The following is a 24,632-nucleotide window of genomic DNA, read 5'->3' as shown; positions in this document are numbered from 1 at the left end:
CGGGAGAGATTGTCGAAGGAGCCCGCCGGTCCGGCGGGAGAATTGCCATGGATGCCCAGACCACAGCTCAGCCCTCCTCGCCAAGCGCCGACGGGACCGGCGACGTCACCGCCCGTCTGCCGCTGCGCCCGGCCCTGCTGGCGCCCTACCGCGACCTCGTGACGCTGCGTCACGACTATCCGCTGGTGCTGGTGCAGGCGGACGACGCCGCGGCGGCCGTCCGGCCGCTCACCGCCATCGTCGACGACATCCTGCGGACGATCGCGCCGCGCGGAGCGGCGGGCGAGCGCACGCGCCGCCATGTGCTGGCGCTGGAGCAGGAGATCCGCCGCCGGGTCGCCGCCGGCGCCGGGGGCCATCTCGTCGCCCTGTGGGACGCGGCGGCCGCAGCCCTGATCACGGCCGACCCGGACCGCGCCGAGGCGCTGGCGGCGGCACGCGCCGCGCTGGCGATCGACGGCGACGTGATCGGCTGCGACGGCGAGGCTCCGGCCCGCGTGGTCACCCACCTGTGGGAGCAGGCCGAGGCCCATCGGCTGACCGCGCTGGCAGACCGCATCGCGACGCTGCGCGAGCGCCTGGAAGCGCTGCTCGCCGACGGGCCACTCACCGAGCCGCGCGCCCGCCGCATCCGCGCGGTGCTCGACCGGCTGGTGCCGCCGGCCCGCTTCGACGCCGTGCGAGCGGGCGATCCGACCGCCCTCGCCGACCTCGTCACCACCGATCCGGCCGCCGCCATCGCGGCGTGGCGGCGGGAGACGGCCGCCATCGTGGATCTCGCCGCCGCGCTCACCATCGCCACGCTCGACTGCGACGGCCGCTACGACGAGAGCCGCCACGACGACGCCTTCGCGGCCTTCTCGGTCGCGTCGCTGACGCCCGACGATCTCGCGCTCGCTCCCGCGGTTCTCCTGCGGCTGGACGACGATGGTCCGGCGCGGCGCGGCGAGGTGCTCGACATCCTGGCCGCGGGCCTGCCGATCAAGATCCTGGTGCGCTCGTCCGATCCTCTCGGTGACGCCGGCGGCGACGCGGCGCCCGGGCGCGCGCTGCCGGGCACCCGGCTCGCCACCATGGCGGCCGGGATCGAGGACGCCTTCGTGCTCCAGGCGGGTGTCGACGCGCTGGCCCACATGGCCAGCCGCATCGCCCGCGGGCTCGCCTATGACGGGCCGGCCCTGCTCGCCATCCAGGCCGGTGGAGCACCGGCCGGTTTGCCGTCCTATCTCCAGGCCGCCGTCGTCGGCCAGGCCCGGCTGATGCCGTCGTTCTGCTACGATCCCTCGGCCGGTCCCGACCTCGCTTCGCGCTGGTCGGTCGCCGACCACAATCCGCAGCCCGGTGCGGACTGGTGGTCGCAGCCCTTCGTGTACGAGCAGGACGGCCACCGCGTCGTCGGCACCGTGGCCCTGACGGCCGCCGACCCGCTGGTCTGCGATCCGCGCCTCAAGGCCCATGTCCGGCTCGTCCCCGCGTCCGCCTGGACCGACGCCATGGTGCCGCTCGACCAGTGGCTCGCCGCCGACGCTGCCGATCCCGCCTGCATTCCCTACGTGGCCGTGATCGACGCCGACGACCGGCTGTTGCGCGCCGTGCCGAGCCCCGCCGTCATCGCGGCGACGAGCCGCTGCCGTGATGCCTGGCGCAGCCTTCAGGAGCTCGGCGGCCTGCACAACTCCTGGGCCGAGCAGCGGCTCGCCGAGGCGCGCGAGACCTGGGAGGAGGAGCGCAGCCAGCTTCTCGCCGCCCACAAGGCGGCCGGCTGACGCGCCGGTCTCACACGGGACGGCGTTCGGGGCAGCGCCCCTCCACGGACCGTCGGCACGGCCGGCGGCGCCGAGGTGGCGTGCCGGCGCTGGCATGCGCATCGCGATATCCGGCAACCGCAGCAGCCGGCGGTCGACCGAGCAGCAAGCCATTACATGAAAACAAGAAAAATATACTTGCCTTATGCTGCCGGCACCCGCAAATCCTCTCCGGACACGGAGAAGAAGAAAAATGACGGCATCATCCTGGGCGCGGCCTCTTCCCGGCGTCGCGCTCTGCGCCACCATCGCGGCCACCGCCCTCGCGCTGCAATGGGTGGAGAAGCGATGGGCAGGCCGGCCCTATGTGGAGGCGATCGTCATTGCCATCCTGATCGGCGTCGCGGTGCGGACCGCCTGGACCCCGGGCAGCCGGTGGACGCCGGGCATCGCGTTCAGCGCCAAGCTGCTGCTGGAGATCGCCATCGTGCTGCTCGGTGCGTCCATCAGTGCCCACATGGTGTGGCAGGCGGGGCCGTGGCTGATGGTCGGCATCGCCGCCGTGGTGGCGCTGGCACTGGCGGCGAGCTACGGCATCGGCCGGGCGCTGCGCCTGCCCCGGCGCCTGGCCATCCTGATCGCCTGCGGCAACTCCATCTGTGGCAACTCGGCGATTGTCGCGGTCGCCCCGGTGATCGGGGCCAAGAGCGAGGATATCGCCGCGTCGATCGCCTTCACGGCGGTGCTCGGCGTCGTCGTCGTGCTCACCCTGCCGCTGCTGGCGCCGCTCCTCGACCTGTCGCTCGGCCAGTACGGCATGCTGGCGGGGCTCACCGTCTATGCGGTGCCGCAAGTGCTCGCCGCGACGCTGCCGGTCGGCTTCGCCAGCGCCCAGGTCGGCACGCTGGTGAAGCTCGTGCGCGTGCTCATGCTCGGCCCCGTCATCGTCGGCCTGTCGCTCGCCGTCGGCCGGGCGCGCCGCGAAGGCGAAGCCGGGGGCGAAGGCGGCGTCAAGGCGGCCCAGATCGTGCCGTGGTTCATCGTCGGCTTCCTCGCCATGACGACGCTGCGCTCGCTCGGCCTGATCCCGGACGCGGTGCTCGACGTCCTGGTGCCGACCGCCACGGTGCTCACCGTGATCGCCATGGCGGCGCTCGGTCTCGCGGTCGACCTGCGGGTGATCCGCCAGGTCGGCGGGCGGGTGACGCTCACGGTGACGCTGTCGCTGGTGGCGCTGCTCGGCATCAGCCTCGTGCTGGTGGCGCTGATGGGTCACCGGGTCGGATAGCAGCCGGCACGGCGGCCCGTCAGCCCGGCACCAGCCCCGCCGCCAGGCGGGCGGCGCCGACCGCGGCATCGACATGACGGGCGGCCTCGACCGGCACGGCGAGACGGCGCGCCCGGATGCGGGTCCAGGCCGGGTTGGCGGCCCCGCCGCCCGCGGTGAGGACGCGGCGCAGCGGTGGTCCGCCGAGCGCGGCGAGCGCCGCATAGCCGCGCGCCTCGACGGCGGCGATCCCTTCGAGGAGACCTTGCAGGAACACCGCATCGTCGGCCGGCCGCGGTGTCACATGCGGCGCCATATCCGGATCGGCGATCGGGAAGCGCTCGCCCGGCCGCGCCAACGGATAGTAGTCGAGCCCGGTCGGCCGGTCGGGATCGATGCGGGCCGAGAGCACCGGCAGTTCGGCCGCGTCGAAATGGGCGAGCAGCGCGCCGCCGCCGCTGTTGGACGCCCCGCCCGCGAGCCACAGGCCACGCAGGCGATGGCTGTAGATGCCGCGCGCCGGATCATCGATCCGCCGCTCCGACAAGAGCTTGATGACGAGCGTGGTGCCCAGCGAGGTGACGCCGTCGCCGACCCGGTCGGCGCCCGCCGCCAGGAAGGCCGCGATGCTGTCGGTGGTGCCGGCCACCACGCGGGCGCCGCGAGCGAAGCCGAAGCGGCGGGTGAGATCGTCGGCCAGCGGCGCGATATTGTCGCCCGGCCGCCGCACGGCCGGCAACAGCCGCCGGTCGATGCCACAGGCGTCGAGCCAGTCGGGCCAAGCGGCGGCATCGAGATCCCAGCCGAGCTTGAGCGCGTTGTTCTCGTCGGACACACCGCCACACCCGGTCAGCCGCGCCGCGATCCAGTCGGCCTGATGCAGCGCGAAGCGGGCGCGGCGCGCCCCCTCCCCGACCTGAAGCGCCATGAGCCGCGCCACCGTCGAGCCCGGCCCACGGGCGATCGTGCCGGCTGGAGCGTGGCGATCGATCACCGCGGCCTCCAGGGCGAGGCCCGCGCAGTCGTACATCAGCGCCGGCCCAACGGACCGCAGATCGGCATCGGCGAGCAGGATGGTGCCCGACGTGCCGTCGACCGCGATCGCCGTGACCGCATCGGCCGCGTGGCCGGCCTGGCGCAGTGCCGCCGCCTGGGCCGACAGGCAGGCGTCGACGGCGTCCCACCACACCGCCGGGTCCTGCTGCGAGCGGCCGGCGATCACGGCGGGCGGCGGCATGGCGACGCGGGCCGACGAGACCAGCGCGCCGCCGCGATCGATCACCGCAGTACGCACCCCGGAGGTGCCGATATCGATGCCGAGCGCCAGCATGGCCGCGGCTCACCGCAGCATGTCGATGGCGAAGTCGGGCGGCGGCACACCATGCTCGCGGGCGAGCCGGGCGATGCGGCGGCCGATCTCGGCCGGATCGTCGAGGCGCTCGAACGCCGGCCGATGGATGCCGCCGCACACGAACAGCGTCGATAGACCGAGGGCGGCGCCTCCCGCCACGTCGTGCTCCATCGAATCGCCGATCATCAGGATGCGGCCGCGGGGCAGATGCGTGAAGCGGGCGATCGCCGCCTCGAAAAAGGTGCGGCACGGCTTGCCGACGGAGCGCACGGTGCCGCCGGCCTCGGCGTAACGGGCCGCCAGCGCCCCCGAGGAGACGAGCAGCCTGCCGCCGTCGCGCGGCGTCACCCGGTCCGGATTGGCGCAGATCATCGGCAGGCCGCGGGCGAGCCCGGCGCGGACGAGATCGTCGAAGTCGTCGAGCGCCAGGCCATCGGGCAGGCTGAGCACCAGGATGGCGTCGGCCTCGTGGAGCGCCGCGACCGGACGCGGCTCGGTGAGGCCGTCGAACCACTCCGCCACGTCGGCGGCGGTGCGGGCGACGACATGCAGGACGCGGGGCCGCAGCCCGTCGATGTCGCGCCCCTCGGCGAAGCAGCGCCACAGCACCTCGCCCGAGGTGACCACCGCCTCGACCAGCCCGGCCGGCACGCCCGCCTCGATCATCCGGGCCGCGTTCGGGGCGGCCCGCCGGCCGGAGTTCGACAGCACCACGATCGGCTTGCCGGCGGCCGCGATGGTCCGCAGCGCCGCCACCGCGGGCGGAAAGGCGTCGCCCCCGGCGTGCAGCACCCCCCACTGGTCGACCAGCACCGCATCGACCCGGTCCATCAGCGCGGCGATGCCGTCGATCAGCCGGGTCGGCGCCGGATCGGGATCGCGCCGCGATTCTGCCGTGCTCATCTGCCCCATTCTCCTGCCCGTCGGACGCGACGGCTCTGTTGTACACGACGGCACGCCCGCTCGCCGGCGACGCCTTCTGTCGCGCCGGCGGCGATCTCGACGGGGTCCACCATGTGGCACCACATCAAGGCCCGGCTGATCGCCTGGGCGCAGGCCTTGAAGCGTGACGTCGCGGCCCTGTGGCGTGCCGCAGGCGATCCGCGCGTGCCGTGGCTCGCCAAGGCGCTGGCGGTGGTGATCGCCGGTTACGCCCTGTCCCCCATCGACCTGATCCCGGATGCCGTGCCGGTGCTCGGCTTCCTCGACGACATGATCCTGCTGCCGCTCGGCATCGCCCTCGTGGTCCGGTTGATTCCGCCCGCCGTGATGGCGGAGCACCGCGCCGCCGCCGCGGAGGCGGGCCGTCCGGCCTGCCGGGCCGCCGCCGTGGTGATCGTCGGCCTGTGGGGACTGTCGGCTATCGCCAGCCTCTGGCTGCTATGGCGCGCCGTCGCGGGTTAGGGTGCGCCCACGCCAAGCTGAACAGCCGATCCGCTCGTGCTATGCGGACGACCGACCGAACCGCGGGGCCGCCGATGCCGACCGATTTTTCCTGCCGTCCATTCTCCGCCCGCAGGAGCCTCCGGCCGGCGCGACGGCTGCTCGTCGGTCTCGTGGCGATCGCCATCGGCCTCACCGCGATGGCTGCGCCAGTCGCCGCCGCCGACCTGCCCGGCCCCGACGACGTCGACCATGTCGTGCCGACCCGGGCCAGCCCGGGGGAGACCGGCAGCCCCGCTGCGCCCAGCGCCGCCCCCGGCAGTCCCGCCGCGCCCAGCGGCCCAACCGTGGACATCGAGGCGGAGCGCCGCTCGGTTCAAAGCTTCGGAGATCGAAACGCGGATTGCCTGGCTTGGGGCGACGGCTGTGTCACCTGCCTGCGGGGCGAGGATGGCCGGCCGGTCTGCGCCAATCCCGGCCCGGCCTGCACGCCGCGCGAGACGGCCTGCACGAGGCGCCGCGACACCGCACCGGCCTCGACACCGGCGGACGCACCTGCGCCGCCGCCAGCGCCAGCGCCCGCCCCGGCCGACGCGCCAGCGCGGTCCTCGGATCGATAGAAGCGACGGGCGAGCGCCCTCTCAGCGGCCGCAGTTCCACACTGGGCCGATCGGCGTGTCGGTCCAGCACGGCCCGAAGCCGCCGCCGTTCCAGCGGCCCTGATAATAGCGGGCGCCGCCCCAGCCATAGACCCACTGCCACCCCGACGGGGTGAGATAGCGCCGGCCCGGACCATAGGGCCGGGCGATCCACGACGAGGACGAGCCGCGGAAGACGTTCGGCCGGTCGGGCGGCTCGTAGCCCGGCAGGAATCCGTAGCCGCGGCCGCGCGGCCGCACCGTCACGGCGGTCCGCCTCGACTTGGCCGCTGTCTTCACGGCAGGCACGGAGGTGGACCCCACCGACGCCGTGGCACGAGGCGGGTCGGCGGCGGCACGAGCGGGCGGCGCCGTCGCCAGCGAGACGGTGGCCAGAGCAACGGTCGCCAGAGCGACAGTCGCGAGAACCGGGAACGTGACGGTCGGGAACGTGACGGTCGGGAATCGGGCCATGCCCTGTTGTGCCCGAGGACAGCGGCGACTCCAAGGCCGGACACCGCCGACGCGAGCAGCCGCCCTCAATAGCCGGCCCCCATCACCACCATGCGGTACAGGACCGGGCTCGTGTCGCGCGCCGGCCCGGCCGTGCGGGTCGCCGCCGCGGCGGTGCTGACCCGCGGTCCCTGGGCGCCCGTCGTCGGGGCCAGCATGGACGCGGCTTTCGGGGCGGGGCCGAGCGGCCCCGTGTCGGCCAGGGTGGCGCAGCCGGCGAGCGCCAGGGCGGCGGCGACCGGAACGAGCCAGCTCCATGAACGTCGGTTGGTCATGCGAGGATCACCCTTTGTCGATCCCCTCTCCCCGGAAACCGACGCTAAGGCGATATGGTTAACGCTTCCTTTATGGTTGCAGAAGCGTCCCGGCACGCCTGCCGACCGAAACGGCCGCCGTCCACGTTTCCAAACGATCCCTTCAGGCGTCGGCCGTCCGCGGATGGCGATCGTGCAGGAACAGGGCGAGCCTCTCGCGCAGGCTCTCGTCGCGCTCGTTCGCATGGCCGGCCAGCACGGCCGCCTCGAACAGGTCGTGCTGCACGTCCTGGGGCAGCCGGCTCCACATGGTCACCACCGCGGCCCCGAGGATCGGAGCGAACCGCTCATCGGCCGAATGGCCGGCGTCGTCATCGTGATGCATGCGCTCCTCCGTGATCGGCGGCGTGCGCCGCGCCCGATCACCAAACGGCCGCGCCGGGGATTGTTCCGTGCACGGGGGGCGGCGGCGCGACGCCGCCTGTCACCACCGCAGCAGCCACCGGCCCGCCAGTGCGCCGATCGCGGTCACAGCCACGATCGCGAGCGAGTACCAGGTCGCCACGAACAGCGGCGAATCGTCGGGGCAATGCAGCGCGTAGAAGGCCGCACCTGCGGTCGCGGCGAACAGCCCGGCCGCGGCACCGGCGAGACCGGGGCGCCGGGGTGCACCCCGGCGGAGAACCGCGAGGCTCGCCGCCAGCAGCGGCGCCGCCAGCACCGGGATGCTGACCAGGCATGCCACCGCCCGCTCGCCGACCAGCCGCCGGCCCCACTCGGACGACGGCACGACGACCAGCTCCGCCAGCACGCCAGCGACCAGCAAGGCCGCCACGGCGGCCAGGCCGGCGCTCAGGCGAGCGGTCCGCTGGTCCGTGGGTCGGGCCAGCCGGAGCATCAGCGCCGCCGCGAGCACCGCCGGCAGCGCCATCTCGATCGGCTTCAGGACGAAGCGCACCGTTTGCACCGCCGCCGCGATGTCCGGACGTGGCCCGAGTGCCATGAGGAACAGCAGCGCCGTCGCGGCGAGCCCGAGCGGCAGGAGACGCCACAGGCGCGTGGCGACCGGCGGCTCGATCGTGCCGCCGTCGGCCACCAGGACGCGGAGGAGATCGTCGGTCTTCATCGGCTCACATCCGCTCTCGTTTCGAGTCGTGTCTCATGTGCGCTCGTGTCTCATGTACGCTCGTGCGCGGTCCGCGCGAGCCGCGCCAGCCCGCGATGCAGCGCGACCCGGAGCGCTCCTTCGGTGGTGCCGAGCCGGACGGCCGCTTCGGCGAAGCTGGCCCCGTCCAGCGCGATCGCCGTCACGGCGGCGCGCTCGCCGGGCGGCAGGCTGTCGAGGGCACGGACAAGCTCGGTCTCGCGGATCGTCGGCTCCTCGCTCGGGGCTGGCAGGGTCTCGACCACATCGTCGAGCGGCACCCCGGACCGGCCGCCGCGCCGCCGGATGGCGTCGATCGTCTTGTGACGCGCGACCGCCTGGAGCCACGGACCGATCGGCCGGGTCGTGTCCCAGGTGTGCCGCTTGAGATGAACGGCGAGCAGAATCTCCTGGACGATGTCCTCGGCCTCGCCGGCGGCGAGGCCCGCCCGTGTCACCGCGCGACGAACACCGACGCGCAGGACCGCCGTCATGTCGCGCAAGCACCGCTCGTAGGCCCCCGAATCGCCGGCGATCGCGAGCCGCATCAAATCACTCCAATCGTTCTCGGTCCTGGCCACTTCGGTCGGTCCTTCGGCCACCGGCGACGTTTGTTACGCGCCCTGATGAGAATGATGCGGATCAACACGCCGACGTGAGGCCAGCGCGCTTCGAAACACATGCTCGTGAGCGCCGTAATGGCACACCTCCGCGTCCGAAAGAAGCAGGTACGGCGGCCGACCCGGCCCGCCGGCGGTGCCACGGAGTGCCGCGACGGACCCCGACCGTGCCGGCCCGCAGGGCCGACGGCCAGACCAGGAGACTGTGCGATGACCACCAAGACCGCCCTCGCCGCCGCCGTGCTCGCCACGTCGCTCGCCGCCGCCCTGTCGTTCACGGCTAATCCGGCCGCCGCGCAGGGCTCCGACAAGGAGAAGTGTTACGGCGTCGCCCTGAAGGGCCAGAACGACTGCGCGGCCGGCCCCGGCACCACCTGCGCCGGGACCTCCAAGACCGACTACCAGGGCAATGCCTGGAAGTACGTCGCCAAGGGAACCTGCACCACCATGACGACCCCGAAGGGCAACGGCTCGCTGACCGCGAAGTCGTCCTGATCACGACGACGACGGAGCGGGCGAGGCTTCGGTCGCGCCCGCTCCGCATCCACCAACCTTCCCCGCGCCAATCCGGCCTTCGAGAGACCCCGATGCCCCTCCCTGCGACCCTGCCGGCCGATGCCGGCGTCGGCTTCAAGCCGCAGCATCTCGACGACCTCCTCGCCGGCGACGCACCGATCGGCTTCGTCGAGATTCACGCCGAGAACTACATGGGGGCCGGCGGACCGCCGCATGCCATGCTGCGGATGCTGCGCGAGCGGTTCGCGCTGTCGATCCATGGCGTCGGCCTGTCGATCGGGGCGTCACGGCCGCTCGATCGCGATCACCTCGCCCGGCTGCGGACCTTGTGCGATCGCCATCCGCCGCAGAGCTTCTCCGAGCACCTCGCGTGGTCGTCGCACGGCGACGTCTACTACAACGACCTGCTACCGGCGCCCTACACGGCGGCGACGCTGGCGCGGGTCTGCGAGCACGTCGACGCGGTGCAGACGGCGCTCGGCCGCGAGATGCTGCTGGAGAATCCGTCCACCTACGTGCTGTTCGAGACGAGCACGATTCCGGAAACCGAGTTTCTCTCCGAGGTGGCGCGGCGCACCGGCTGCGGCCTGCTGCTCGACGTCAACAACGTGTTCGTCTCGGCCCTCAATCACGGCACCGACCCGCGCGCCTATCTGGCCGCCTTCCCGCTCGCCCGCGTGAAGGAGATCCATCTGGGCGGCCATGCCGAGACCACCGACGACACCGGCGCCCCGCTGCTGATCGACGCGCACGGCACCCCGGTGGCCGATCCGGTGTGGACGCTCTATGCCGAGACCATCGCCCGCACCGGGCCGCTGCCGACCCTGATCGAGTGGGACAACGACGTCCCGGCCTGGCCGGTGCTGGCCGCCGAGGCGGCGCGGGCCCGCGCCGTCCTCCGCGCCGGCGGCGCTGCTATCCTGCACCCGGCCGCCGCGTGAGGACCGTCATGACGGCGCCTCCGCTTCTCACGACTCCGCAGGACGATTTCGCGCCGGCGCTGCTCGATCCCGACCACCCTCTGCCGGCCGACGTCACCTCGCACACGACGCGGCATCCGGTGCGCCGCTTCGCGGTCTATCGCAACAACGTGACGGTCGGGCTGATCGAGGCGGTGCGGGCCCGCTTCCCGGCGATCGAGCGGATCGTCGGCGACGACTTCTTCGCCGCCATGGCCCGGACCTTCGTGCGCGCCCATCCGCCCCGCTCGCCGATTCTGGCGATTTATGGCGATGCCTTTCCGGACTTCGTCGCCGGCTTTCCGCCCGCTGCCGAGATGCCGTGGCTCGCCGACGTGGCGCGGCTGGAGGCGGCCCGCACGGTGGCCTACCACGCCGCCGACGCGACACCGCTCGACCCGCCCGCGTTCGCGGCGCTCGACCCGGCCCGGCTCGGCGCCGCGCGGATCGCCCTGCATCCCTCCGCCGTGGTGGTGCGCTCGTCCTGGCCGATCGTCACCGGGTGGGCGATGAACAGCGGCGAAGCGCCGCTCGGCCCGGTCGACTTCGGCGTTCCCGAGGATGCCCTGGTGCTGCGCCCGGCCCTCACGGTCGTGGTGCATCGGCTGCCGCCCGGCACCGCCGTTCTGCTCGCCGCCCTCGCGGCGGGCGACACCCTCGCCGAGGCCGCCACGACCGCCAGCGGCGCGACGCCCGGCTTCGACCTCACGGCGGCGCTCGCCGTCGTGGTCGGGACCGGGATCACCATCGGTATCGCGTTCGATCCGGAGCCCCAGCCATGACCGACACCGCGCTTCCCCCGGCCACGCCGGATCGCCAGCCCAGCCTTCTCGCCACGGCGACGTCGATCCTCGAGCGCTTTCCATACGGGCCGCTCGCCCTTCTGGCGCGGCTGTCGATCGCCGGGGTGTTCTGGCGCTCGGGCCAGACCAAGCTCGACGGCTGGCGGGTGTCGGAGACCGCGGTCGACCTGTTCCGCGACGAGTACCGGCTGCCGCTGGTCGACCCGGCGCTGGCCGCGACCGCCGCCACCATCGCGGAGCACGTCTTCCCGGTGCTGCTGGTGCTCGGTCTCGCGACGCGGCTGTCGGCCCTCGCGCTCCTGGCGATGACGCTGGTGATCGAGATCCTGGTCTATCCTGACGCCTGGCCGACCCACGGCACCTGGGCGGTGTGTCTGCTGTTGCTGATCAAGCACGGCGCCGGTACCGTGTCGCTCGACCATCTGGTGGCGCGCCGCCGCGGCGCCTGAGAGGCGTTGGCCGGATCAGTTCAGCTCGATCTTGGCGGCGGCGACGGCCCGGCGCATGCGGTCGAGATCGCGCCGGATCTCGGCCGCGAACTCCTCCGGCCGATTGCCGATCACCACGGCCTGCTGGGCCACCAGCCGGCTCTTCACCTCGTCCTGGGCGAGCGCCTTGACGGCGGCGGCATGCAGCCTGGCCACGACGGCGGGCGGCGTCTTCTCCGGCACCACGAGGCCGAAGAACGCCATCCAGCCGAGATCGTCGAGGCCGAGCTCGGTGAAGGTCGGCACGTCGGGCAGCGCCGGCACGCGGTTCGGCCCCGACACGGCGAGCGCCTTGAGCTTCCCGGCCTGCACCATCGGCAGGGTCGAGGGCAGGTTGTCGAACAGCACCTGGACCTGCCCGGCGACCGCGTCGTTGAGGGCGGGGCCGATGCCGCGATACGGCACATGGACGATGTCGACCCCGGTCGCCAGCTTGAACTGCTCGCCCATCAGATGGCTGACCGAGCCGATGCCGGCCGACGCATAGGACATCTTGCCGGCCTGCTCCTTCGCCAGCCGGATGAACGCCGCCATGTCGGCCGCCGGAACGTCGGCATTGATCGACATGATGTTGGGCACCGCGGCGATGTTGGTGACCGGCACGAGGCCGGTGAGCACGTCGTAGCCGAGCGACTTGTAGGCGGCCGGATTAATGGCGAGCGTCGAGGCGGTGCCCATGCCGATGATGTAACCGTCGGGCCCAGCCTTCACGATCGCGGCCGTGCCGATGGTGCCGCCGGCACCACCGCGATTGTCGACCAGCACCGGCTGTCCCAGCTCGACTCGCAGACCCTCGGCGACAATGCGTCCGATCACGTCGGTGGAGCCGCCCGCCGCGAACGGCACGATCATGGTGACCGGGCGAGTCGGCCACGGGTCCTCGGCACGGGTGACCGAGAACGGCAGGGCGGCGACGAGCGGCAGGGCTGCGGCGAGCGACAGCAGGGCACGGACGAGCAGGCGACGGCGGGTCGACGAACGGGTCGGCATCGCGGGTCCTTGGCTGGAGCGGGTCTTCGACAGAACGCGAACTCCCACCGGAGCGGTTCCGCCGCGCCCGGCGAGATCCGCATCAAAGCGCCTTTCGTGGAGGCTGACCATCCCTCCCGGTGTGGCGGCCTGGCGCAGACGAGACCGATGCCGGGCGGCCAGGATTGCATTCGGGACCGCCGTGACGGAACCTCGGTGCCGGAGACCCACGATGCCGACCGCGATTAGACATTCGTTTTTCCGTCGACTGCGGATGGCGGCCGCTGCCGGACTTGCCGGCTTTCTGGTCGCTGCCGCACCGGCTTCCGCCGAAACAGCCCTGCGGCCGCTCATGCCGAGCCCCACCCGCTGGTCGGTCGACGGCGACTTCGCCAAGGCGGCCGACGACGAGCAGCCCCGCAATCGCGCCCGCATGAACCTGTCGGGTGCCGCCTGCGCGCCGCCGCCGCTTGCCACCGCCCGCTGCCTGATCGTCAACGACGAGAAGAAGTACGCCCAGCTCTTCCGCATCGACGGGCGCACGCTGCGGCCCGGAGCGGTGATCCGCCTCACCGGCCAGGACCAGCGGGGCGACCCCGACGCCGAGGGTGCCGCCTTCGCGGACGGTTATTTCTGGGTGATCGGCTCGCACGGCCGCACCCGGCACGGCGACGAGGCCGGCGACTCCCGCTTCGTGGTGCTGCGCGTCGCCGCCGACCGGCGCGGCCGGCCGATGGTGCCGCCCTCCACGGAGGAGCCTGCCGGCGTCGCGGCGTCGACCCGGCTCGGCGACGCGATCCGCGAGGCGACGGGGCTCGGCGATTTCTACGGCAAGCCGCTCGCCGCCAACGGCGTCAACATCGAGGGCGTGGCGGTCGCCGGCGGACGCATGCATCTCGGCTTCCGCGGGCCGTCGGTCGCGGGCGACGGCTTCGTCCTCAGCGTCGATGCCGACGCGGTGTTCACGGCGCGCAAGCCGCTGCATCCGACGGTGACGCGCCTGGCGCTCGGCACGGCGACCGGCATCCGCGATCTCGCCGCGGTGCGCGGCGGCATCCTCGTGCTGACCGGGCCGGTCAACGATCAGCCGGTGGCGCCCGCCCTTTACCTATGGAAGCCTCGCACCGGCGCGCTGCGCCCGCTCGGCCCGCTGGCACCGCCGAGCGGACTGCCCGAAGGCGCCAAGGCCGAGACCGTGCTGGTGCTACGTGACAGGCCGGGCGAGCCGCTGCGCGTGCTGATCCTGTATGACGGCGCCGAGAACGGCGCGCCGACCGAGTACCGGGTCGCGCGGTGAGCCGTCCCGCCGTCCTTCGCGGACCGATGGCGCAGGCGTCGCACCCCAGGCGCGAGCCCGATCGACGCCATCGCTCCCCCATCGGTCCCGACGCATCGATCTTTACCTGCTCTTTACATACATCATGAATGTCGGCCCATCGGCCGCCGCAGGTAACCCGATTAGGACAGCCCGGACGGTATGGGTGAGGACGTGAACGGAACCGCAGGGTTTGCGCGGCACGCAGCCCCCCGCGACGTTCCGGCGATACGGCGTCCGGCTCGTCGAGCCCGACATCGCAGTCCGACTGCCGAAATCCCGTCACCGAACAGGGATGTTCGGTGAGAGGTTTTCGGGATCGCGACGAGATCTCCCGAAAACACCTGAGGCTGCCGCACCGGGTCACCCCGGCGTGCGGACGAGGGAGATGTGGCCATGGCACGACGGAAGTCCGGGAACCATGGGGGGCACGGGTGGTTCGTCACCTTCGCCGACCTGATGGCTCTGCTCGTCGCGTTCTTCGTGATGCTCGCCGCGTCGTCCACCCAGGATCAGCAGAAGCTGCAAGCCGTCGCGGGCTCGATGCGCGACGCCTTCGGAGTTCAGCACATCGTCCGCTATTCCGGCATCATCGAAGCATCCGGGCTGCCGACCCGGCCGAAGCTGAAGAACGCCGCCCACATTCCGCCCGAGGAGGCGTCCGCCAATCCGACCCCCGACCAGCACGATCGCAACCGGGCCGCCGGCGCACGGCTGAAGGAGGACAAGGCGTTCGCGCTGGCGAGCGCCACCCTGCGGCAGGCCCTCCAGGACATGCCGGAGCTGACCGAGATCAGCAGGCACATCATGATCGAGGAGACGCGCGAGGGGCTGAACATCGAGATCGTCGACCAGGACGGCCGCTCGATGTTCCCGGAAGGGTCGCGCGAGCCCTACGAGCGCACCCGCCGGCTGATCGAGAAGCTCAGCGGGCCGATCAAGGCGGCGCCGTTCCGCCTCACCATCACGGGCCACACCTCGGCCACTAAGACGGCATCGCGCCCGGGCTTCGGCCCCTGGGAGCTGTCGGCGGAGCGCGCCAATGTGGTGCGCCGCATCTTGGAGGAAGAGGGTGTGCCGACCAGCCAGTTCTACGGCGTGACCGGACGGGCCGACATCCTGCCCCTCTTTCCGGACGACCCTTATATCGCCGCCAACCGCCGCGTCACCATCACGCTGATGCGGGAGGAGCCGCCGCTTCCGCTCGACTTCAAGCCGTGAGCCGAGCGCCGGCCACGCCGTGAGCAGATCACACGAATTCCGGCTGATCCATTCGGTGGTCATTCCGGAAGCCGCGAAGAGGCTGTCCGGAATCCAGCCGAGAGCTCCGAGTTTGCCGCGGTGGACGAGCTGGCGGCGCCCGCCCGTCACCCCAGATTCAGCTCCTTGAAGAAGTCGTTGCCCTTGTCGTCGACGACGATGAAGGCCGGGAAGTCCTCGACCTCGATGCGCCAGATCGCCTCCATGCCGAGCTCGGGATACTCCAGCACCTCGACCTTCTTGATGCAGTGCTCGGCGAGGTTCGCGGCGGCGCCGCCGATCGAGGCGAGATAGAAGCCGCCGTATTTCTGGCACGCCTCGCGCACCACCGGCGAGCGGTTGCCCTTGGCGACGGTGATCAGCGAGCCGCCGGCCGCCTGGAAGTCCGCCACATAGGAGTCCATGCGGCCCGCGGTGGTCGGGCCGAAGGCACCCGACGCATAGCCTTCCGGCGTCTTGGCCGGGCCGGCGTAGTAGATCGGATGGTTCTTCACATAGTCGGGCAGCCCCTGTCCGCTCTCCAGCCGCTCGCGCAGCTTGGCGTGGGCGAGATCGCGGGCGACGATCATCGGGCCCGACAGCTTGCACAGCGTCTTGATCGGATGCCGGGTCAGCTCGGCGAGGATCTCCGTCATCGGCTTTCTCAGGTCGATATGCACGACCTTGCCGCCGAGCTTGTGCAGGTCGATCTCCGGCAGGTACTGGGCCGGGTTGTGCTCCAGCTCCTCCAGGAACACGCCATCCGGCGTGATCTTGCCGACCGCCTGGCGATCCGCCGAGCACGACACGCCGATGCCGATCGGCAGCGAGGCGCCGTGGCGCGGCAGCCGGATCACCCGCACGTCGTGGCAGAAATACTTGCCGCCGAACTGGGCGCCGACGCCGAGCGACTGCGTCAGCTTGTGGATCTCGGCCTCCATATTGAGATCCCGGAAGGCGTGGCCGTCGGCCGAGCCCTCGGTCGGCAGGCCGTCGAGATACTTCACCGAGGCGAGCTTGACGGTCTTCATGGTCAGCTCGGCCGAGGTGCCGCCGATCACGATCGCGAGGTGATAGGGCGGGCACGCCGCGGTGCCGAGCGACAGGATCTTGTCCTTGAGGAAGGCGACCATCCGGTCGTGGGTGAGGATCGACGGGGTCGCCTGGTAGAGGAACGACTTGTTGGCCGAGCCGCCGCCCTTGGCGATGAACAGGAACTTGTAAGCGAGCGCGTCGCCGTGGGTGTCGGCGGCGATCTCGATCTGGGCCGGCAGGTTGTTCTTGGTGTTGGTCTCCTCGAACATCGACAGCGGCGCGAGCTGCGAGTAGCGGAGGTTCTTCTTCAGGTAGGCGTCGCGGGCGCCCTCGGCGAGCGCCGCCTCGTCGTCGCCCTCGGTCCACACCCGGCGGCCCTTCTTGCCCGAGATGATGATGGTGCCGGTGTCCTGGCACATGGGCAGCACGCCGCCCGCCGCAATGTTGGCGTTCTTGAGGAAGTCGTAGGCGACGAAGCGGTCGTTGGCGGACGCCTCGGGGTCGTCCACGATGGCGCGGAGCTGCTTGAGATGTGCCGGGCGCAGCAGGTGGCTGATGTCGACATAGGCGGCTTCGGCCAGCGCCTTCAGGGCGCTCGGGTCGACCACCAGGACGTCGCCGCCCAGCGCCTTCTCGACCCGCACCCCCTCGGCCGTGATCTTGCGGTAGGGCGTGGCGTCCTGCCCGGTCGGAAACAGCGGCGTGTACTTGAAGGGCGGGATGACGTTGGCGGGCGCGTTCATGGCGGCATCCTTCGGAAGTGGGATCGCCGGCTTATAGAACGATTGCAGGGTTTGGGGGAGAGCAGGACAGGAGGGGAAACGGTCACATGCCGATCGGCCCCGCGAAGGCAGGGATCCAAGAAGGCAGGGGCCCAAGAGGCGGGGACCCAAGAGGCGGCTGCGCCGCGGGCCCCGGACAAGGCGCCCCGGGCCGGCGCTCCTTCTCCCCGCTGGCGGGGAGAAGGTGGCTCGCCGCTGAGCGGCGAGCCGGATGAGGGGCGCTTCGGCAACGCCGAAACCGACGGTTCGCCCCCTCACCCGGATTTCGCGCGAGCGCGTGAAATCCGACCTCTCCCCGCACGCCGGGAGAGGTCGAGAGCCGCGCGCCGGTGTCGCCCGCTCAATTCGCCGCGAAGCAGTACAGCAGGCCATCGCCGCCGGTGGAGCGGAGATCCGCCTGGGAGCAGCCCCCGCCCGCGCCGCGCGACGGATGCGACGTATTCCACGACTTGGCGGGCGCCGAGTCGTCGAGCCCGGTGCGGTCGTGATGCCCCACCATGGCGGCCCCTTGCGTGCTGCTCGTCCAGTTGCGGCAGGTGCGGTCCTCGCCCGGCGGGAAGGCGCGGCCGTCCGCCTGCGAGCCGGTGAGCACGTCGTGGCGGTTCGGGCTGTCGCCGCGGCCGTTCACAACCTCGCCCTTCTCGTTCAGAGCGGTCTGCTTGGTCAGGTTGTTGGTGCCGTGCAGCTCGTCGACATCCTTGGCGATCACCACGCCTTTGGCGTTCTGCCACGGCCCGCGGCCGATCCGGTCGCGAGCGTTGACGGCCGCGGTGCCGCCCTCGGCCTGGGTCGACAGATAGGCCCGCCAGGTCTTGCCGCTCGCCCCCGCCGCCTCGGCGAGGCTCTGGCAATGGCGGTCGGCGCCGGCCAGGCCGCCGAGGTCGCCGCCCTGGCCGATGCCGACGCTGGTGACGAAGAACGTCATGGCGGACTGCTGGGCCACGGCCGTCCCGGCCGCCGCCAGCAGGGCCGCACCGGCGAGCGCCGCAACGGCACCCCGGACGGCGGGCCGCCCGGCACGACGATGGTCCTTCCGGATCATGGCAGTTCCTCCCTGCAAGTTGTTGTGGTGGTTCTATCGGCGGGGCAGTGGGAGCCGGGCCGCCGGGACGACGGCCCGGTCCGGTCAGGCGCCGAGCGGTGCCCCGTAGTCCGCGTCGGTCACCCGCTCCAACCAGTCGACGTGCTTGCCGTCGAGCGATTCGTGCATCGCGAGATGCTCCATCGCGACATCGGGGGCGGCGCCGTGCCAGTGCTTCTCGCCTGGCGGAATCCACACCACGTCGCCCGCCCGCACCTCGCGGACCGGCCCGCCCCAGGTCTGCACCCGGCCCTTGCCGGCGACGATCACCAGGGTCTGGCCGAGCGGATGCGTGTGCCAGTTGGTGCGGGCCGACGGCTCGAAGCGCACCCAGGCGGACCGGATGCGGGCCGGCGCCGGCGCCTCGACCACCGGGTCCTGCCACACCGTCCCGGTGAACCAATCGGGATTCACCCGCCGCGACGGCACGCTGCCGCAAGCCTGAATGTCCATGAGCCGTTCTCCACCTGTGACGAATAGCGGCCGCCCACATGGCGGCCGGAGCGGCAGTATAGGGCGGCGATACGGGAGCGACAGTCGCGACCGCGAGGGCGGCGGAACCGCCACGCCGCCCCCCTGTTGAGCCAGCGGGGGAGCGAGCGACGGACACGCCATGGCTCTGAATCGACGCCGCCACGCCGCCGCACCGGCTCGCCTTTTCGCCGCCCCCGCCATGCTCGGCGGCGCGCTGTCGGTGGTCCTGGTGGGCGGGCTGGCGGCGCTCGGCGACAGCCGTCCGGACGGCCCGCTGCTGGCCATCGAGCACGGGCTCGGAGCCGTCATGCTGATCCTCGCGTTTGCCGGATTGTTCGGCTGCGCCGCGTTCGGAACCGGCCTCAGCCTCGCCGGAGAAGACGAGCCGCGCAGCGGCAGCGGGCGCGCCATGCCGATGCGGTTGCGGCCGATCAGGATCGCAGCCCGGACGGGCTGGCCGCGCGACTGACCGTCGGGGGTGGCCCTCCGAGCGACCCGCCCGGCACGCCCCGAGGCGGCCCCATCGCGAGGCCGCCCCGCTCGGCGCCTCACTTCAGGCGATTCTCGACATGGCTCGGATCGAGCCACGCTTGCGGCTTCGCCGCCTGCCACTTTGACTTGTAGAGACCGCGCAGGGTCAGCGGGCCCCACTTGATCTCCGCCACCCGCCACGCCTCGCCGACCTTGAGCAGCTCCACCGTGACCGTCTCGGGCTGGCCGAAATTGGAGAACCGCACCGTGCCGACCGCCTTGGCCGGCCCGGCATCCTTCACGTCTATGGAGAGGTCGGCGATGTCCCAGCTCTCGCGCCCCACGAACGGGTCGCTGCCGAGCACCAGGGGGCCGCCCACCGGGCGGACCGCCGGCCCGTCCTCCAGGATCACCGAGGCGAGCCCATGGGAGAAGTAGCGCTTCACCGCTTCGGGCGAATCGAGACGGACACCCTTCGCGGCCTGCGCCGAGCTGCCGACATAGGACTGGTAGATGCCGGCCAGGAACCCCTTGGCGGTCGTCGCCGTGGCCTCTCGCGCGGCGCTCTCCCGCGCCGCGGCGGGGCTGCCTCCGGCAAGGGGAACGGCCACGAGCGCCAGCACCAGACCCGTGAGGGCAGCTCCACACCGCAGCAGCGTTCGCATACTCATGACATCGCTCCCAGCAGACAGGCGTCGGTTGTTCTTTGCATGCGATTTCGGAACTGGGCGGCTCGTGGATCGAGCTTCTGGATTGCGCTTCTGGCTCGGCGTCCGGTCGTGCGCTTCGGTCTCGGTGCCGGTCGGTCGCAGGGGTTGGTCGGAACAGGAGGCGGGGCGGTTCGCCGGACGTGCGCAAGCAAACCACCGAGATGCTGAAAAGTTGCAACATAGGGTGGTCTTGCCGATCACGATCTCGGGAGATGATCGGCCCTGCCGCCGCGGGCCTGTGGCCGGAGCGCGACAGCGTCTCGGAATCCGCACCACCGGGTTGCGGCCGGGGCAGCCGGCATGGGATCGTCCGGGTCGTTCACGACGCATGGCGAGAGCCGTGCCGACCGGAGGTCCGCTGGTCCGATGCCCCCTTGTTCGTTGCCCGCTCGTTCGTTGCCCGCGCTGCGCCCGACCCTGCTCGCCGCCCTGGTGGCGCTGCCCCTCGCGGCGGCGCCGGCCGCGGCCGGCTTTCTCGACACCCGGCCGTTCGAAGGCAACGACACCGGCGGCATCATCGCCTGGTCGCCGGCGGTCGATCTCGTCTATCGCGACATCGCGGCGGCTCACTGCGCCCAGTATTTCAAGGCGGCCCAGATCACCAGCGTGCACCGGCGCTACGGGGACTACGTGGCGTTCAAGTGCCATTTTCCGCGCGGCTACGATCCGCGCCGCTGGATGATCTACGGCCCGCCGGTCCGCACCCTCTACTGACCCGCCCCGAGCCGGCCCCGGCCCGGCACCAACCCCGGACACGGCCGATCGGCCGGCGGCCGGCGGGCCGGGCGGCCTCATCGGCACGGCCGGCCGGGCGAGCGGCCACACTCCCCCCATATTCCTTGCGCTTTGTGACTTCCTTGCGCTTTGTGACGACGGCGCGCCTTGTGACCATGGCGCGCTTGTGACGACGGCGCCATTGGCCCCCCGCGGCCGATCGGCTAAACCGGGTCGATCTCGCCACTGTCGAAGGACGTGCGTTCCGCCGGGGCGACCCGAGACTCCGCTGACGAGGACGTGAGACTTGCGCGAGGACGACACCGATCACAGGCCGCGTGTCTCCCTGATGGAGCGCTTCCGGCGCTTCATGCTCGATCTCGACTCGCGGCTCGACTTCGGCATCTTCAAGGGCTTCCGCTGGACCCGCGAGCTGGTCGAGCGATTCGTGGTCTTCATGGATCGCTTCCATGTCGGCGGCTGGCGGCGCTGGCTCCTGGTCGAGCCCGCCTCGGAGGCGCTGACGCTCGGCTTCGCCGGCCTGATGCTGATGCTGGCGCTGGCGATTCCGGCCTTCCACGAGACCTCGGACGAGGACTGGCTGAAGAAGTCGGAGCTCGCCGTCGTGTTCCTCGACCGCTTCGGCAACGAGGTCGGCTCGCGCGGCATCAAGCACAACGATTCGATCCCGCTCGAAGACTTCCCCGACCACCTGATCAAGGCGGTGCTGGCCACCGAGGACCGGCGCTTCTACGAGCATTTCGGCATCGACATCGCCGGCACCATGCGGGCCGTCGTCACCAATGCGCGGGCCGGCGGCGTCGTGCAGGGCGGCTCCTCGCTCAGCCAGCAGCTCGCCAAGAACCTGTTCCTGTCGAACGAGCGCACCATCGAGCGCAAGGTCAAGGAGGCGTTCCTGGCGCTGTGGCTGGAGAGCCGGCTGACCAAGAACGAGATCCTCAAGCTCTATCTCGATCGCGCCTACATGGGCGGCGGCACCTACGGGGTGGACGCCGCCGCGCAATACTATTTCGGCAAGTCGGCCCGCGACGTCAGCCTGCCCGAGGCCGCCATGCTGGCCGGCCTGTTCAAGGCGCCGACCAAGTTCGCCCCCCACATCAACCTGCCGGCGGCGCGCGCCCGCGCCAATGTGGTGCTCGACAACCTGGTCGAGGCCGGCTTCATGACCGAGGGCCAGGTGTTCGGCGCCCGCCGCAACCCGGCCAAGACCATTGACCGCCGCGACGAGAGCGCCCCCAACTACTACCTCGACTATGCGTTCGAGGAGATGCGCAAGCTGGTCGACACGCTGCCCAAGTCGATCACCGAGCGCGCCTTCGTGGTGCGCACCGCCCTCGATCCCGGTCTCCAGCAGACCGCCGAGAACGCCATCGAGAACGCCATCAGGCAGTTCGGGCGCGACTACCACGCCAAGCAGGCCGCCGTGGTGGTGGCCGACGTCGACGGCGCCGTGCGGGCGATCGTCGGCGGCGTCGACTATGGCGAGAGCCAGTTCAACCGCGCCACCGACGCGCTGCGGCAGCCCGGCTCCTCGTTCAAGCCCTATGTCTACGCCACCGCCATGATCGAGGCCGGCCTGACGCCGAAGTCGGTCGTGGTCGACAGCCCGGTCTGCGTCGGCAACTGGTGCCCGAAGAACTACTCGGGCGGCTTCTCGGGCTCGATGCAGCTCACCGACGCGCTGAAGCGCTCGATCAACACCATCGCGGTCAAGCTCGCCAACACGGCCGGCAAGGGCAGCCCGCGCGCCGGCCGCAACAAGATCGTGGCGCTCGCCCGGAGCATGGGCCTGCGCACCCCGCTCACCGACACGCCGTCGCTGCCGATCGGCGCCGCCGAGGTGACGGTGCTGGACCACACCGTGGCCTATGCGACGTTCCCGAACGGCGGCAAGGCGGTGCCGGCGCACGCCATTTTGGAGGTTCGCACCGGCATGGGCGAGACCATCTGGCGCTTCGACCGCGACGGCAAGAAGCCCCAGCAGGTGATGCCCCCGCAGGTCGCCTCCGACATGAACTTCATGATGAACAAGGTGGTCGAGGAAGGCACGGCGCGGCGCGCCATCCTCAACGGCGTCAAGGCGGCCGGCAAGACCGGCACCACCAACGCCTATCGCGATGCCTGGTTCGTCGGCTTCACCGGCAACTTCGTCGCCGGCGTGTGGTTCGGCAACGACGACTACTCGCCGCTGAACCGGATGACCGGCGGCTCGATGCCCGCCATGGTCTGGCATACCGTGATGGAGTACGCCCATCAGGGGGTGGAGCTGAAGAACATCCCCGGCCTGCCGCCCAATCCGGCCCAGATCGGCCCCAAGATCGCCGAGACGAGCGACGTGCCGCGCCCCGCCATGCTGTCCACCAAGGCGGCTCAGGCGCTGGTGCGGATCGAGCGGCTGATGGACGAGGCGGCCCGCGCCGCCGTCGCCACCACGCCCCGTGTGGGCCCGCAGACCGAAGCCCCCGCCCTCGCCCCGGGCGCCACCGCGGCGGCCGACGGGTCGCTGCCGGTCGGGGCGCTGCCGGCCAGGCGGCGGGACTGACTGCGTTCCCGCCTGCGCCGGAACGAGCGGTGGGATCGATCTCCGGCGCCGCGACGGCTGCGGTCCGCGAGGGGACGGATCGAACATCGCCCCGGCCGGGCTTGACCCACACCTCCATCCGGAGAAAACGTTCTGGCGAAAGCGAGGGATCGCCGGGTCGCGCCCGGCGGTGACGCCAGGACCGGGGTGACGCCCGTCTCTCCCCCTCGGCGTCTGTGACCAGCGAATTTCGAGATCGGATCGTCCCGTGCGGCTGCTGATCGGTGCTCTTCTCTCCCTCGTGGTGGCGGCCGCCATCGGGCTCGGCGCGACCTGGCTGACGCTGACCCGGGGGGTCGCGTTCGGGGCCGTCACGCTCGGGGCCTGGACTGCCTATCCGCGCGCCGGCAGTGCCGACATCGACCCTTACGCGCGCGCCGCCGTGTCGCGCGGGGGCCTGCTGCCGCTCGGTCTCGGCGACGGCGTCGCCTTCCTGGCCCGCACCGACGATGCCGGCCGCGCCCTCGACGGGCGGTGCGACGTCAGGGTCGCCGGCACCACGCCGCAGGCTCGCTACTTCACCCTGACGCTCTACCGGCCCGACGGGGCGCTGGTCGCCAACTCGCTCGGCCGCTACGGCTTCACCAGCCAGGAGCTGGTGCGCCAGTCCGACGGCTCCTTCGAGATCGTGCTGGCGCCGCGCGCCCGCCCCGGCAACTGGCTGCCCACCGGCGGGGTCGAGCGCTACATCCTGCTGCTGCGCCTCTACGACACCCCCGTCGGCATCGCCACAAGGGCCGAGCGCGAGGCGCCGATGCCGGCCATCACGGCGGCGGAGACCTGCTCATGAGGACGCCCGCCACCCTCGATCTCGCCACCGGGAGCCTGCCGTGATCCGCTGGCTGCTGTGGCTGCTCGCCGGCCTGATCCTCGGCGGCATCGTGCATCTCGTCACCGTGCTGACCCTGCCCAAGGCGGCCACCCGCGACGCCTATGCGCGGCTCGAATCGACGACCCCCGTCAATGCCTTCACGCTGCTGCCGGAGCCGACCCCGGAACGGGCCGCGGTGCCGTTCATGGACCCCGCCTTCGCGGCGTCCGTGTGCCGCTACGATCTCGACGGCGGTCCGATCAAGCTGACCGCGCCGGTGAGCCAGGCCTATACCTCGGTCACCTTCTACACCCGCACCGGCGTCGCCTATTACGCCATCAACGACCGCGCCGCCGGCCGCCGCACCATCGAGCTCGACCTGATGACCACCAAGCAGCGCGACGCACTGCCGGCCGAGGAGGACGTCACCGCCGCCGACCGGCTGATCGTCGAATCGCCGACCTCGACCGGGCTGATCGTGGTGCGGGCCCTGGTGGCCGAGGCAGGGCTGCGGGCGATGGCGGACGCCGCCGTGTCGGCGGCCAAGTGCCAGCCGCAGCCCTGAGCAGCTCTGAGCCGAGATCCGGCTGATCGGTGGGGTTGGTCATTCCGGGGCGGCGTGCAGCGCCGCACCCGGAATCCAGCCAAGCGCTCCGAGCTCGCCGCTGGGTCCGGGTTCGCGGCTTCGCCGCGCTCCGGCGCGGCGGCCGCTCGCCCTCCCGAAAACGACGAACGGCCGGGGCTCGCG

General features: G+C 71.8%; 26 protein-coding genes. 14 read left to right on the top strand and 12 right to left on the bottom strand.

All coding sequences use genetic code 11. From position 1 onward, the window contains the following. The first annotated feature begins 47 nt into the window (after positions 1 to 47). Together ACFQUV_RS03900 and ACFQUV_RS03895 are read left to right on the top strand one after the other, a co-directional pair. Positions 48 to 1,766, top strand: a complete 1,719-nt coding sequence (locus ACFQUV_RS03900) for a hypothetical protein (protein WP_129610543.1) — start codon at positions 48 to 50, stop codon at positions 1,764 to 1,766. A gap of 232 nt (positions 1,767 to 1,998) precedes the next feature. Next, the gene (locus ACFQUV_RS03895; RefSeq protein ID WP_129610542.1) at positions 1,999 to 3,033 is read left to right on the top strand and encodes a YeiH family protein; all 1,035 of its coding nucleotides are present in this window, start codon (positions 1,999 to 2,001) and stop codon (positions 3,031 to 3,033) included. A gap of 19 nt (positions 3,034 to 3,052) precedes the next feature. On the opposite strand, the gene ACFQUV_RS03890 is transcribed toward ACFQUV_RS03895, so the two are convergent. Both ACFQUV_RS03890 and ACFQUV_RS03885 read right to left on the bottom strand, forming a co-directional pair. Further along, on the bottom strand, positions 3,053 to 4,342 hold the full coding sequence (locus ACFQUV_RS03890; protein WP_129610541.1) for an FGGY-family carbohydrate kinase: 1,290 nt from the start codon (positions 4,340 to 4,342) through the stop codon (positions 3,053 to 3,055). A 9-nt stretch (positions 4,343 to 4,351) separates the two neighbouring features. Beyond that, complete coding sequence (locus ACFQUV_RS03885) at positions 4,352 to 5,266, bottom strand: TIGR01459 family HAD-type hydrolase (RefSeq protein WP_165364075.1); 915 nt, start codon at positions 5,264 to 5,266, stop codon at positions 4,352 to 4,354. A gap of 111 nt (positions 5,267 to 5,377) precedes the next feature. Here ACFQUV_RS03885 and ACFQUV_RS03880 point away from each other — a divergent pair, with 111 nt between their 5' ends. Then, a complete protein-coding gene (locus ACFQUV_RS03880; protein ID WP_129610539.1) occupies positions 5,378 to 5,767 on the top strand; it encodes a YkvA family protein in 390 nt (129 codons plus the stop codon). A 620-nt stretch (positions 5,768 to 6,387) separates the two neighbouring features. On the opposite strand, the gene ACFQUV_RS03875 is transcribed toward ACFQUV_RS03880, so the two are convergent. From ACFQUV_RS03875 to ACFQUV_RS03855, 5 genes are all read right to left on the bottom strand, one after another. Beyond that, entirely contained in the window at positions 6,388 to 6,858 is a 471-nt protein-coding gene (locus ACFQUV_RS03875) for a hypothetical protein (RefSeq protein WP_129610538.1), read from the bottom strand. A gap of 65 nt (positions 6,859 to 6,923) precedes the next feature. After that, entirely contained in the window at positions 6,924 to 7,172 is a 249-nt protein-coding gene (locus ACFQUV_RS03870) for a hypothetical protein (protein ID WP_129610537.1), read from the bottom strand. A gap of 142 nt (positions 7,173 to 7,314) precedes the next feature. Next, entirely contained in the window at positions 7,315 to 7,536 is a 222-nt protein-coding gene (locus tag ACFQUV_RS03865) for a hypothetical protein (protein WP_129610536.1), read from the bottom strand. 99 nt (positions 7,537 to 7,635) lie between these two features. Beyond that, positions 7,636 to 8,277 carry an NrsF family protein gene (locus ACFQUV_RS03860; protein ID WP_129610535.1) on the bottom strand — a complete coding sequence of 214 codons (642 nt, stop codon included), beginning with the start codon at positions 8,275 to 8,277 and terminating at the stop codon, positions 7,636 to 7,638. 50 nt (positions 8,278 to 8,327) lie between these two features. Beyond that, a complete protein-coding gene (locus ACFQUV_RS03855; protein WP_111386585.1) occupies positions 8,328 to 8,876 on the bottom strand; it encodes a sigma-70 family RNA polymerase sigma factor in 549 nt (182 codons plus the stop codon). Positions 8,877 to 9,125: 249 nt separating this feature from the next. On the opposite strand from ACFQUV_RS03855, the gene ACFQUV_RS03850 reads away from it, so the two are divergent. The 4 genes from ACFQUV_RS03850 (at position 9,126) to ACFQUV_RS03835 (ending at position 11,642) form a co-directional block, all read left to right on the top strand. Beyond that, positions 9,126 to 9,410, top strand: coding sequence for a DUF2282 domain-containing protein (locus ACFQUV_RS03850; RefSeq protein WP_129610534.1), 285 nt, complete (start codon positions 9,126 to 9,128; stop codon positions 9,408 to 9,410). A 92-nt stretch (positions 9,411 to 9,502) separates the two neighbouring features. Next, complete coding sequence (locus tag ACFQUV_RS03845; protein ID WP_129610533.1) at positions 9,503 to 10,372, top strand: DUF692 domain-containing protein; 870 nt, start codon at positions 9,503 to 9,505, stop codon at positions 10,370 to 10,372. A gap of 8 nt (positions 10,373 to 10,380) precedes the next feature. Continuing rightward, positions 10,381 to 11,172, top strand: coding sequence for a DNA-binding domain-containing protein (locus ACFQUV_RS03840; RefSeq protein WP_129610532.1), 792 nt, complete (start codon positions 10,381 to 10,383; stop codon positions 11,170 to 11,172). Next, a complete protein-coding gene (locus ACFQUV_RS03835) occupies positions 11,169 to 11,642 on the top strand; it encodes a DoxX family protein (protein WP_129610531.1) in 474 nt (157 codons plus the stop codon). Before ACFQUV_RS03840 ends, ACFQUV_RS03835 begins: the two co-directional genes overlap by 4 nt. Positions 11,643 to 11,657: 15 nt before the next feature. Here the strand turns inward: ACFQUV_RS03835 and ACFQUV_RS03830 are convergent, their stop codons facing one another. Then, a complete protein-coding gene (locus ACFQUV_RS03830) occupies positions 11,658 to 12,671 on the bottom strand; it encodes a tripartite tricarboxylate transporter substrate binding protein (RefSeq protein WP_129610530.1) in 1,014 nt (337 codons plus the stop codon). Positions 12,672 to 13,002: 331 nt separating this feature from the next. Here ACFQUV_RS03830 and ACFQUV_RS03825 point away from each other — a divergent pair, with 331 nt between their 5' ends. Beyond that, positions 13,003 to 13,947: a DUF3616 domain-containing protein gene (locus ACFQUV_RS03825; protein WP_165364074.1), complete on the top strand. Its 945-nt coding sequence runs from the start codon at positions 13,003 to 13,005 to the stop codon at positions 13,945 to 13,947. Positions 13,948 to 14,361: 414 nt separating this feature from the next. After that, positions 14,362 to 15,186: a flagellar motor protein MotB gene (locus ACFQUV_RS03820; RefSeq protein WP_129610528.1), complete on the top strand. Its 825-nt coding sequence runs from the start codon at positions 14,362 to 14,364 to the stop codon at positions 15,184 to 15,186. Positions 15,187 to 15,332: 146 nt separating this feature from the next. Here ACFQUV_RS03820 and ACFQUV_RS03815 read toward each other — a convergent pair whose 3' ends face one another. From ACFQUV_RS03815 to ACFQUV_RS03805, 3 genes are all read right to left on the bottom strand, one after another. Continuing rightward, the gene (locus ACFQUV_RS03815; protein WP_111386567.1) at positions 15,333 to 16,982 is read right to left on the bottom strand and encodes a fumarate hydratase; all 1,650 of its coding nucleotides are present in this window, start codon (positions 16,980 to 16,982) and stop codon (positions 15,333 to 15,335) included. Positions 16,983 to 17,361: 379 nt separating this feature from the next. Continuing rightward, on the bottom strand, positions 17,362 to 18,063 hold the full coding sequence (locus ACFQUV_RS03810; protein ID WP_207211549.1) for a lectin: 702 nt from the start codon (positions 18,061 to 18,063) through the stop codon (positions 17,362 to 17,364). Positions 18,064 to 18,147: 84 nt separating this feature from the next. Next, positions 18,148 to 18,555 carry a cupin domain-containing protein gene (locus ACFQUV_RS03805; RefSeq protein WP_111385663.1) on the bottom strand — a complete coding sequence of 136 codons (408 nt, stop codon included), beginning with the start codon at positions 18,553 to 18,555 and terminating at the stop codon, positions 18,148 to 18,150. Positions 18,556 to 18,715: 160 nt separating this feature from the next. On the opposite strand from ACFQUV_RS03805, the gene ACFQUV_RS03800 reads away from it, so the two are divergent. Further along, entirely contained in the window at positions 18,716 to 19,045 is a 330-nt protein-coding gene (locus ACFQUV_RS03800) for a hypothetical protein (RefSeq protein WP_129610527.1), read from the top strand. Positions 19,046 to 19,124: 79 nt separating this feature from the next. Here ACFQUV_RS03800 and ACFQUV_RS03795 read toward each other — a convergent pair whose 3' ends face one another. Then, entirely contained in the window at positions 19,125 to 19,718 is a 594-nt protein-coding gene (locus ACFQUV_RS03795; protein WP_129610526.1) for a hypothetical protein, read from the bottom strand. Positions 19,719 to 20,153: 435 nt separating this feature from the next. Here ACFQUV_RS03795 and ACFQUV_RS03790 point away from each other — a divergent pair, with 435 nt between their 5' ends. From ACFQUV_RS03790 to ACFQUV_RS03775, 4 genes are all read left to right on the top strand, one after another. Then, a complete protein-coding gene (locus tag ACFQUV_RS03790) occupies positions 20,154 to 20,471 on the top strand; it encodes a hypothetical protein (protein ID WP_129610525.1) in 318 nt (105 codons plus the stop codon). Positions 20,472 to 20,820: 349 nt separating this feature from the next. Beyond that, the gene (locus tag ACFQUV_RS03785) at positions 20,821 to 23,034 is read left to right on the top strand and encodes a transglycosylase domain-containing protein (protein ID WP_129610605.1); all 2,214 of its coding nucleotides are present in this window, start codon (positions 20,821 to 20,823) and stop codon (positions 23,032 to 23,034) included. 247 nt (positions 23,035 to 23,281) lie between these two features. Next, the gene (locus ACFQUV_RS03780) at positions 23,282 to 23,863 is read left to right on the top strand and encodes a DUF1214 domain-containing protein (RefSeq protein WP_129610524.1); all 582 of its coding nucleotides are present in this window, start codon (positions 23,282 to 23,284) and stop codon (positions 23,861 to 23,863) included. A 40-nt stretch (positions 23,864 to 23,903) separates the two neighbouring features. Continuing rightward, positions 23,904 to 24,449 (top strand): DUF1254 domain-containing protein, encoded by a 546-nt coding sequence (locus ACFQUV_RS03775; RefSeq protein WP_111385658.1) that lies wholly within the window; start codon positions 23,904 to 23,906, stop codon positions 24,447 to 24,449. Positions 24,450 to 24,632 lie beyond the last annotated feature (183 nt).

The sequence above is a fragment of the Rhodoplanes sp. P11 genome (assembly GCF_964266735.1).
Taxonomy (GTDB): Bacteria; Pseudomonadota; Alphaproteobacteria; order Rhizobiales; family Xanthobacteraceae; genus Rhodoplanes; species Rhodoplanes serenus.
This window is presented reverse-complemented; position numbering and strand designations above follow the sequence as displayed.

Coding starts and splice junctions, on each gene's coding strand:
- ACFQUV_RS03900 (WP_129610543.1), top strand. CDS start 48: ATGGATGCCCAGACCACAGCTCAGCCCTCCTCGCCAAGCGCCGACGGG.
- ACFQUV_RS03895 (WP_129610542.1), top strand. CDS start 1,999: ATGACGGCATCATCCTGGGCGCGGCCTCTTCCCGGCGTCGCGCTCTGC.
- ACFQUV_RS03890 (WP_129610541.1), bottom strand. CDS start 4,342: ATGCTGGCGCTCGGCATCGATATCGGCACCTCCGGGGTGCGTACTGCG.
- ACFQUV_RS03885 (WP_165364075.1), bottom strand. CDS start 5,266: ATGAGCACGGCAGAATCGCGGCGCGATCCCGATCCGGCGCCGACCCGG.
- ACFQUV_RS03880 (WP_129610539.1), top strand. CDS start 5,378: ATGTGGCACCACATCAAGGCCCGGCTGATCGCCTGGGCGCAGGCCTTG.
- ACFQUV_RS03875 (WP_129610538.1), bottom strand. CDS start 6,858: ATGGCCCGATTCCCGACCGTCACGTTCCCGACCGTCACGTTCCCGGTT.
- ACFQUV_RS03870 (WP_129610537.1), bottom strand. CDS start 7,172: ATGACCAACCGACGTTCATGGAGCTGGCTCGTTCCGGTCGCCGCCGCC.
- ACFQUV_RS03865 (WP_129610536.1), bottom strand. CDS start 7,536: ATGCATCACGATGACGACGCCGGCCATTCGGCCGATGAGCGGTTCGCT.
- ACFQUV_RS03860 (WP_129610535.1), bottom strand. CDS start 8,277: ATGAAGACCGACGATCTCCTCCGCGTCCTGGTGGCCGACGGCGGCACG.
- ACFQUV_RS03850 (WP_129610534.1), top strand. CDS start 9,126: ATGACCACCAAGACCGCCCTCGCCGCCGCCGTGCTCGCCACGTCGCTC.
- ACFQUV_RS03845 (WP_129610533.1), top strand. CDS start 9,503: ATGCCCCTCCCTGCGACCCTGCCGGCCGATGCCGGCGTCGGCTTCAAG.
- ACFQUV_RS03840 (WP_129610532.1), top strand. CDS start 10,381: ATGACGGCGCCTCCGCTTCTCACGACTCCGCAGGACGATTTCGCGCCG.
- ACFQUV_RS03835 (WP_129610531.1), top strand. CDS start 11,169: ATGACCGACACCGCGCTTCCCCCGGCCACGCCGGATCGCCAGCCCAGC.
- ACFQUV_RS03830 (WP_129610530.1), bottom strand. CDS start 12,671: ATGCCGACCCGTTCGTCGACCCGCCGTCGCCTGCTCGTCCGTGCCCTG.
- ACFQUV_RS03825 (WP_165364074.1), top strand. CDS start 13,003: ATGCCGAGCCCCACCCGCTGGTCGGTCGACGGCGACTTCGCCAAGGCG.
- ACFQUV_RS03820 (WP_129610528.1), top strand. CDS start 14,362: ATGGCACGACGGAAGTCCGGGAACCATGGGGGGCACGGGTGGTTCGTC.
- ACFQUV_RS03815 (WP_111386567.1), bottom strand. CDS start 16,982: ATGAACGCGCCCGCCAACGTCATCCCGCCCTTCAAGTACACGCCGCTG.
- ACFQUV_RS03810 (WP_207211549.1), bottom strand. CDS start 18,063: ATGATCCGGAAGGACCATCGTCGTGCCGGGCGGCCCGCCGTCCGGGGT.
- ACFQUV_RS03805 (WP_111385663.1), bottom strand. CDS start 18,555: ATGGACATTCAGGCTTGCGGCAGCGTGCCGTCGCGGCGGGTGAATCCC.
- ACFQUV_RS03800 (WP_129610527.1), top strand. CDS start 18,716: ATGGCTCTGAATCGACGCCGCCACGCCGCCGCACCGGCTCGCCTTTTC.
- ACFQUV_RS03795 (WP_129610526.1), bottom strand. CDS start 19,718: ATGAGTATGCGAACGCTGCTGCGGTGTGGAGCTGCCCTCACGGGTCTG.
- ACFQUV_RS03785 (WP_129610605.1), top strand. CDS start 20,821: ATGGAGCGCTTCCGGCGCTTCATGCTCGATCTCGACTCGCGGCTCGAC.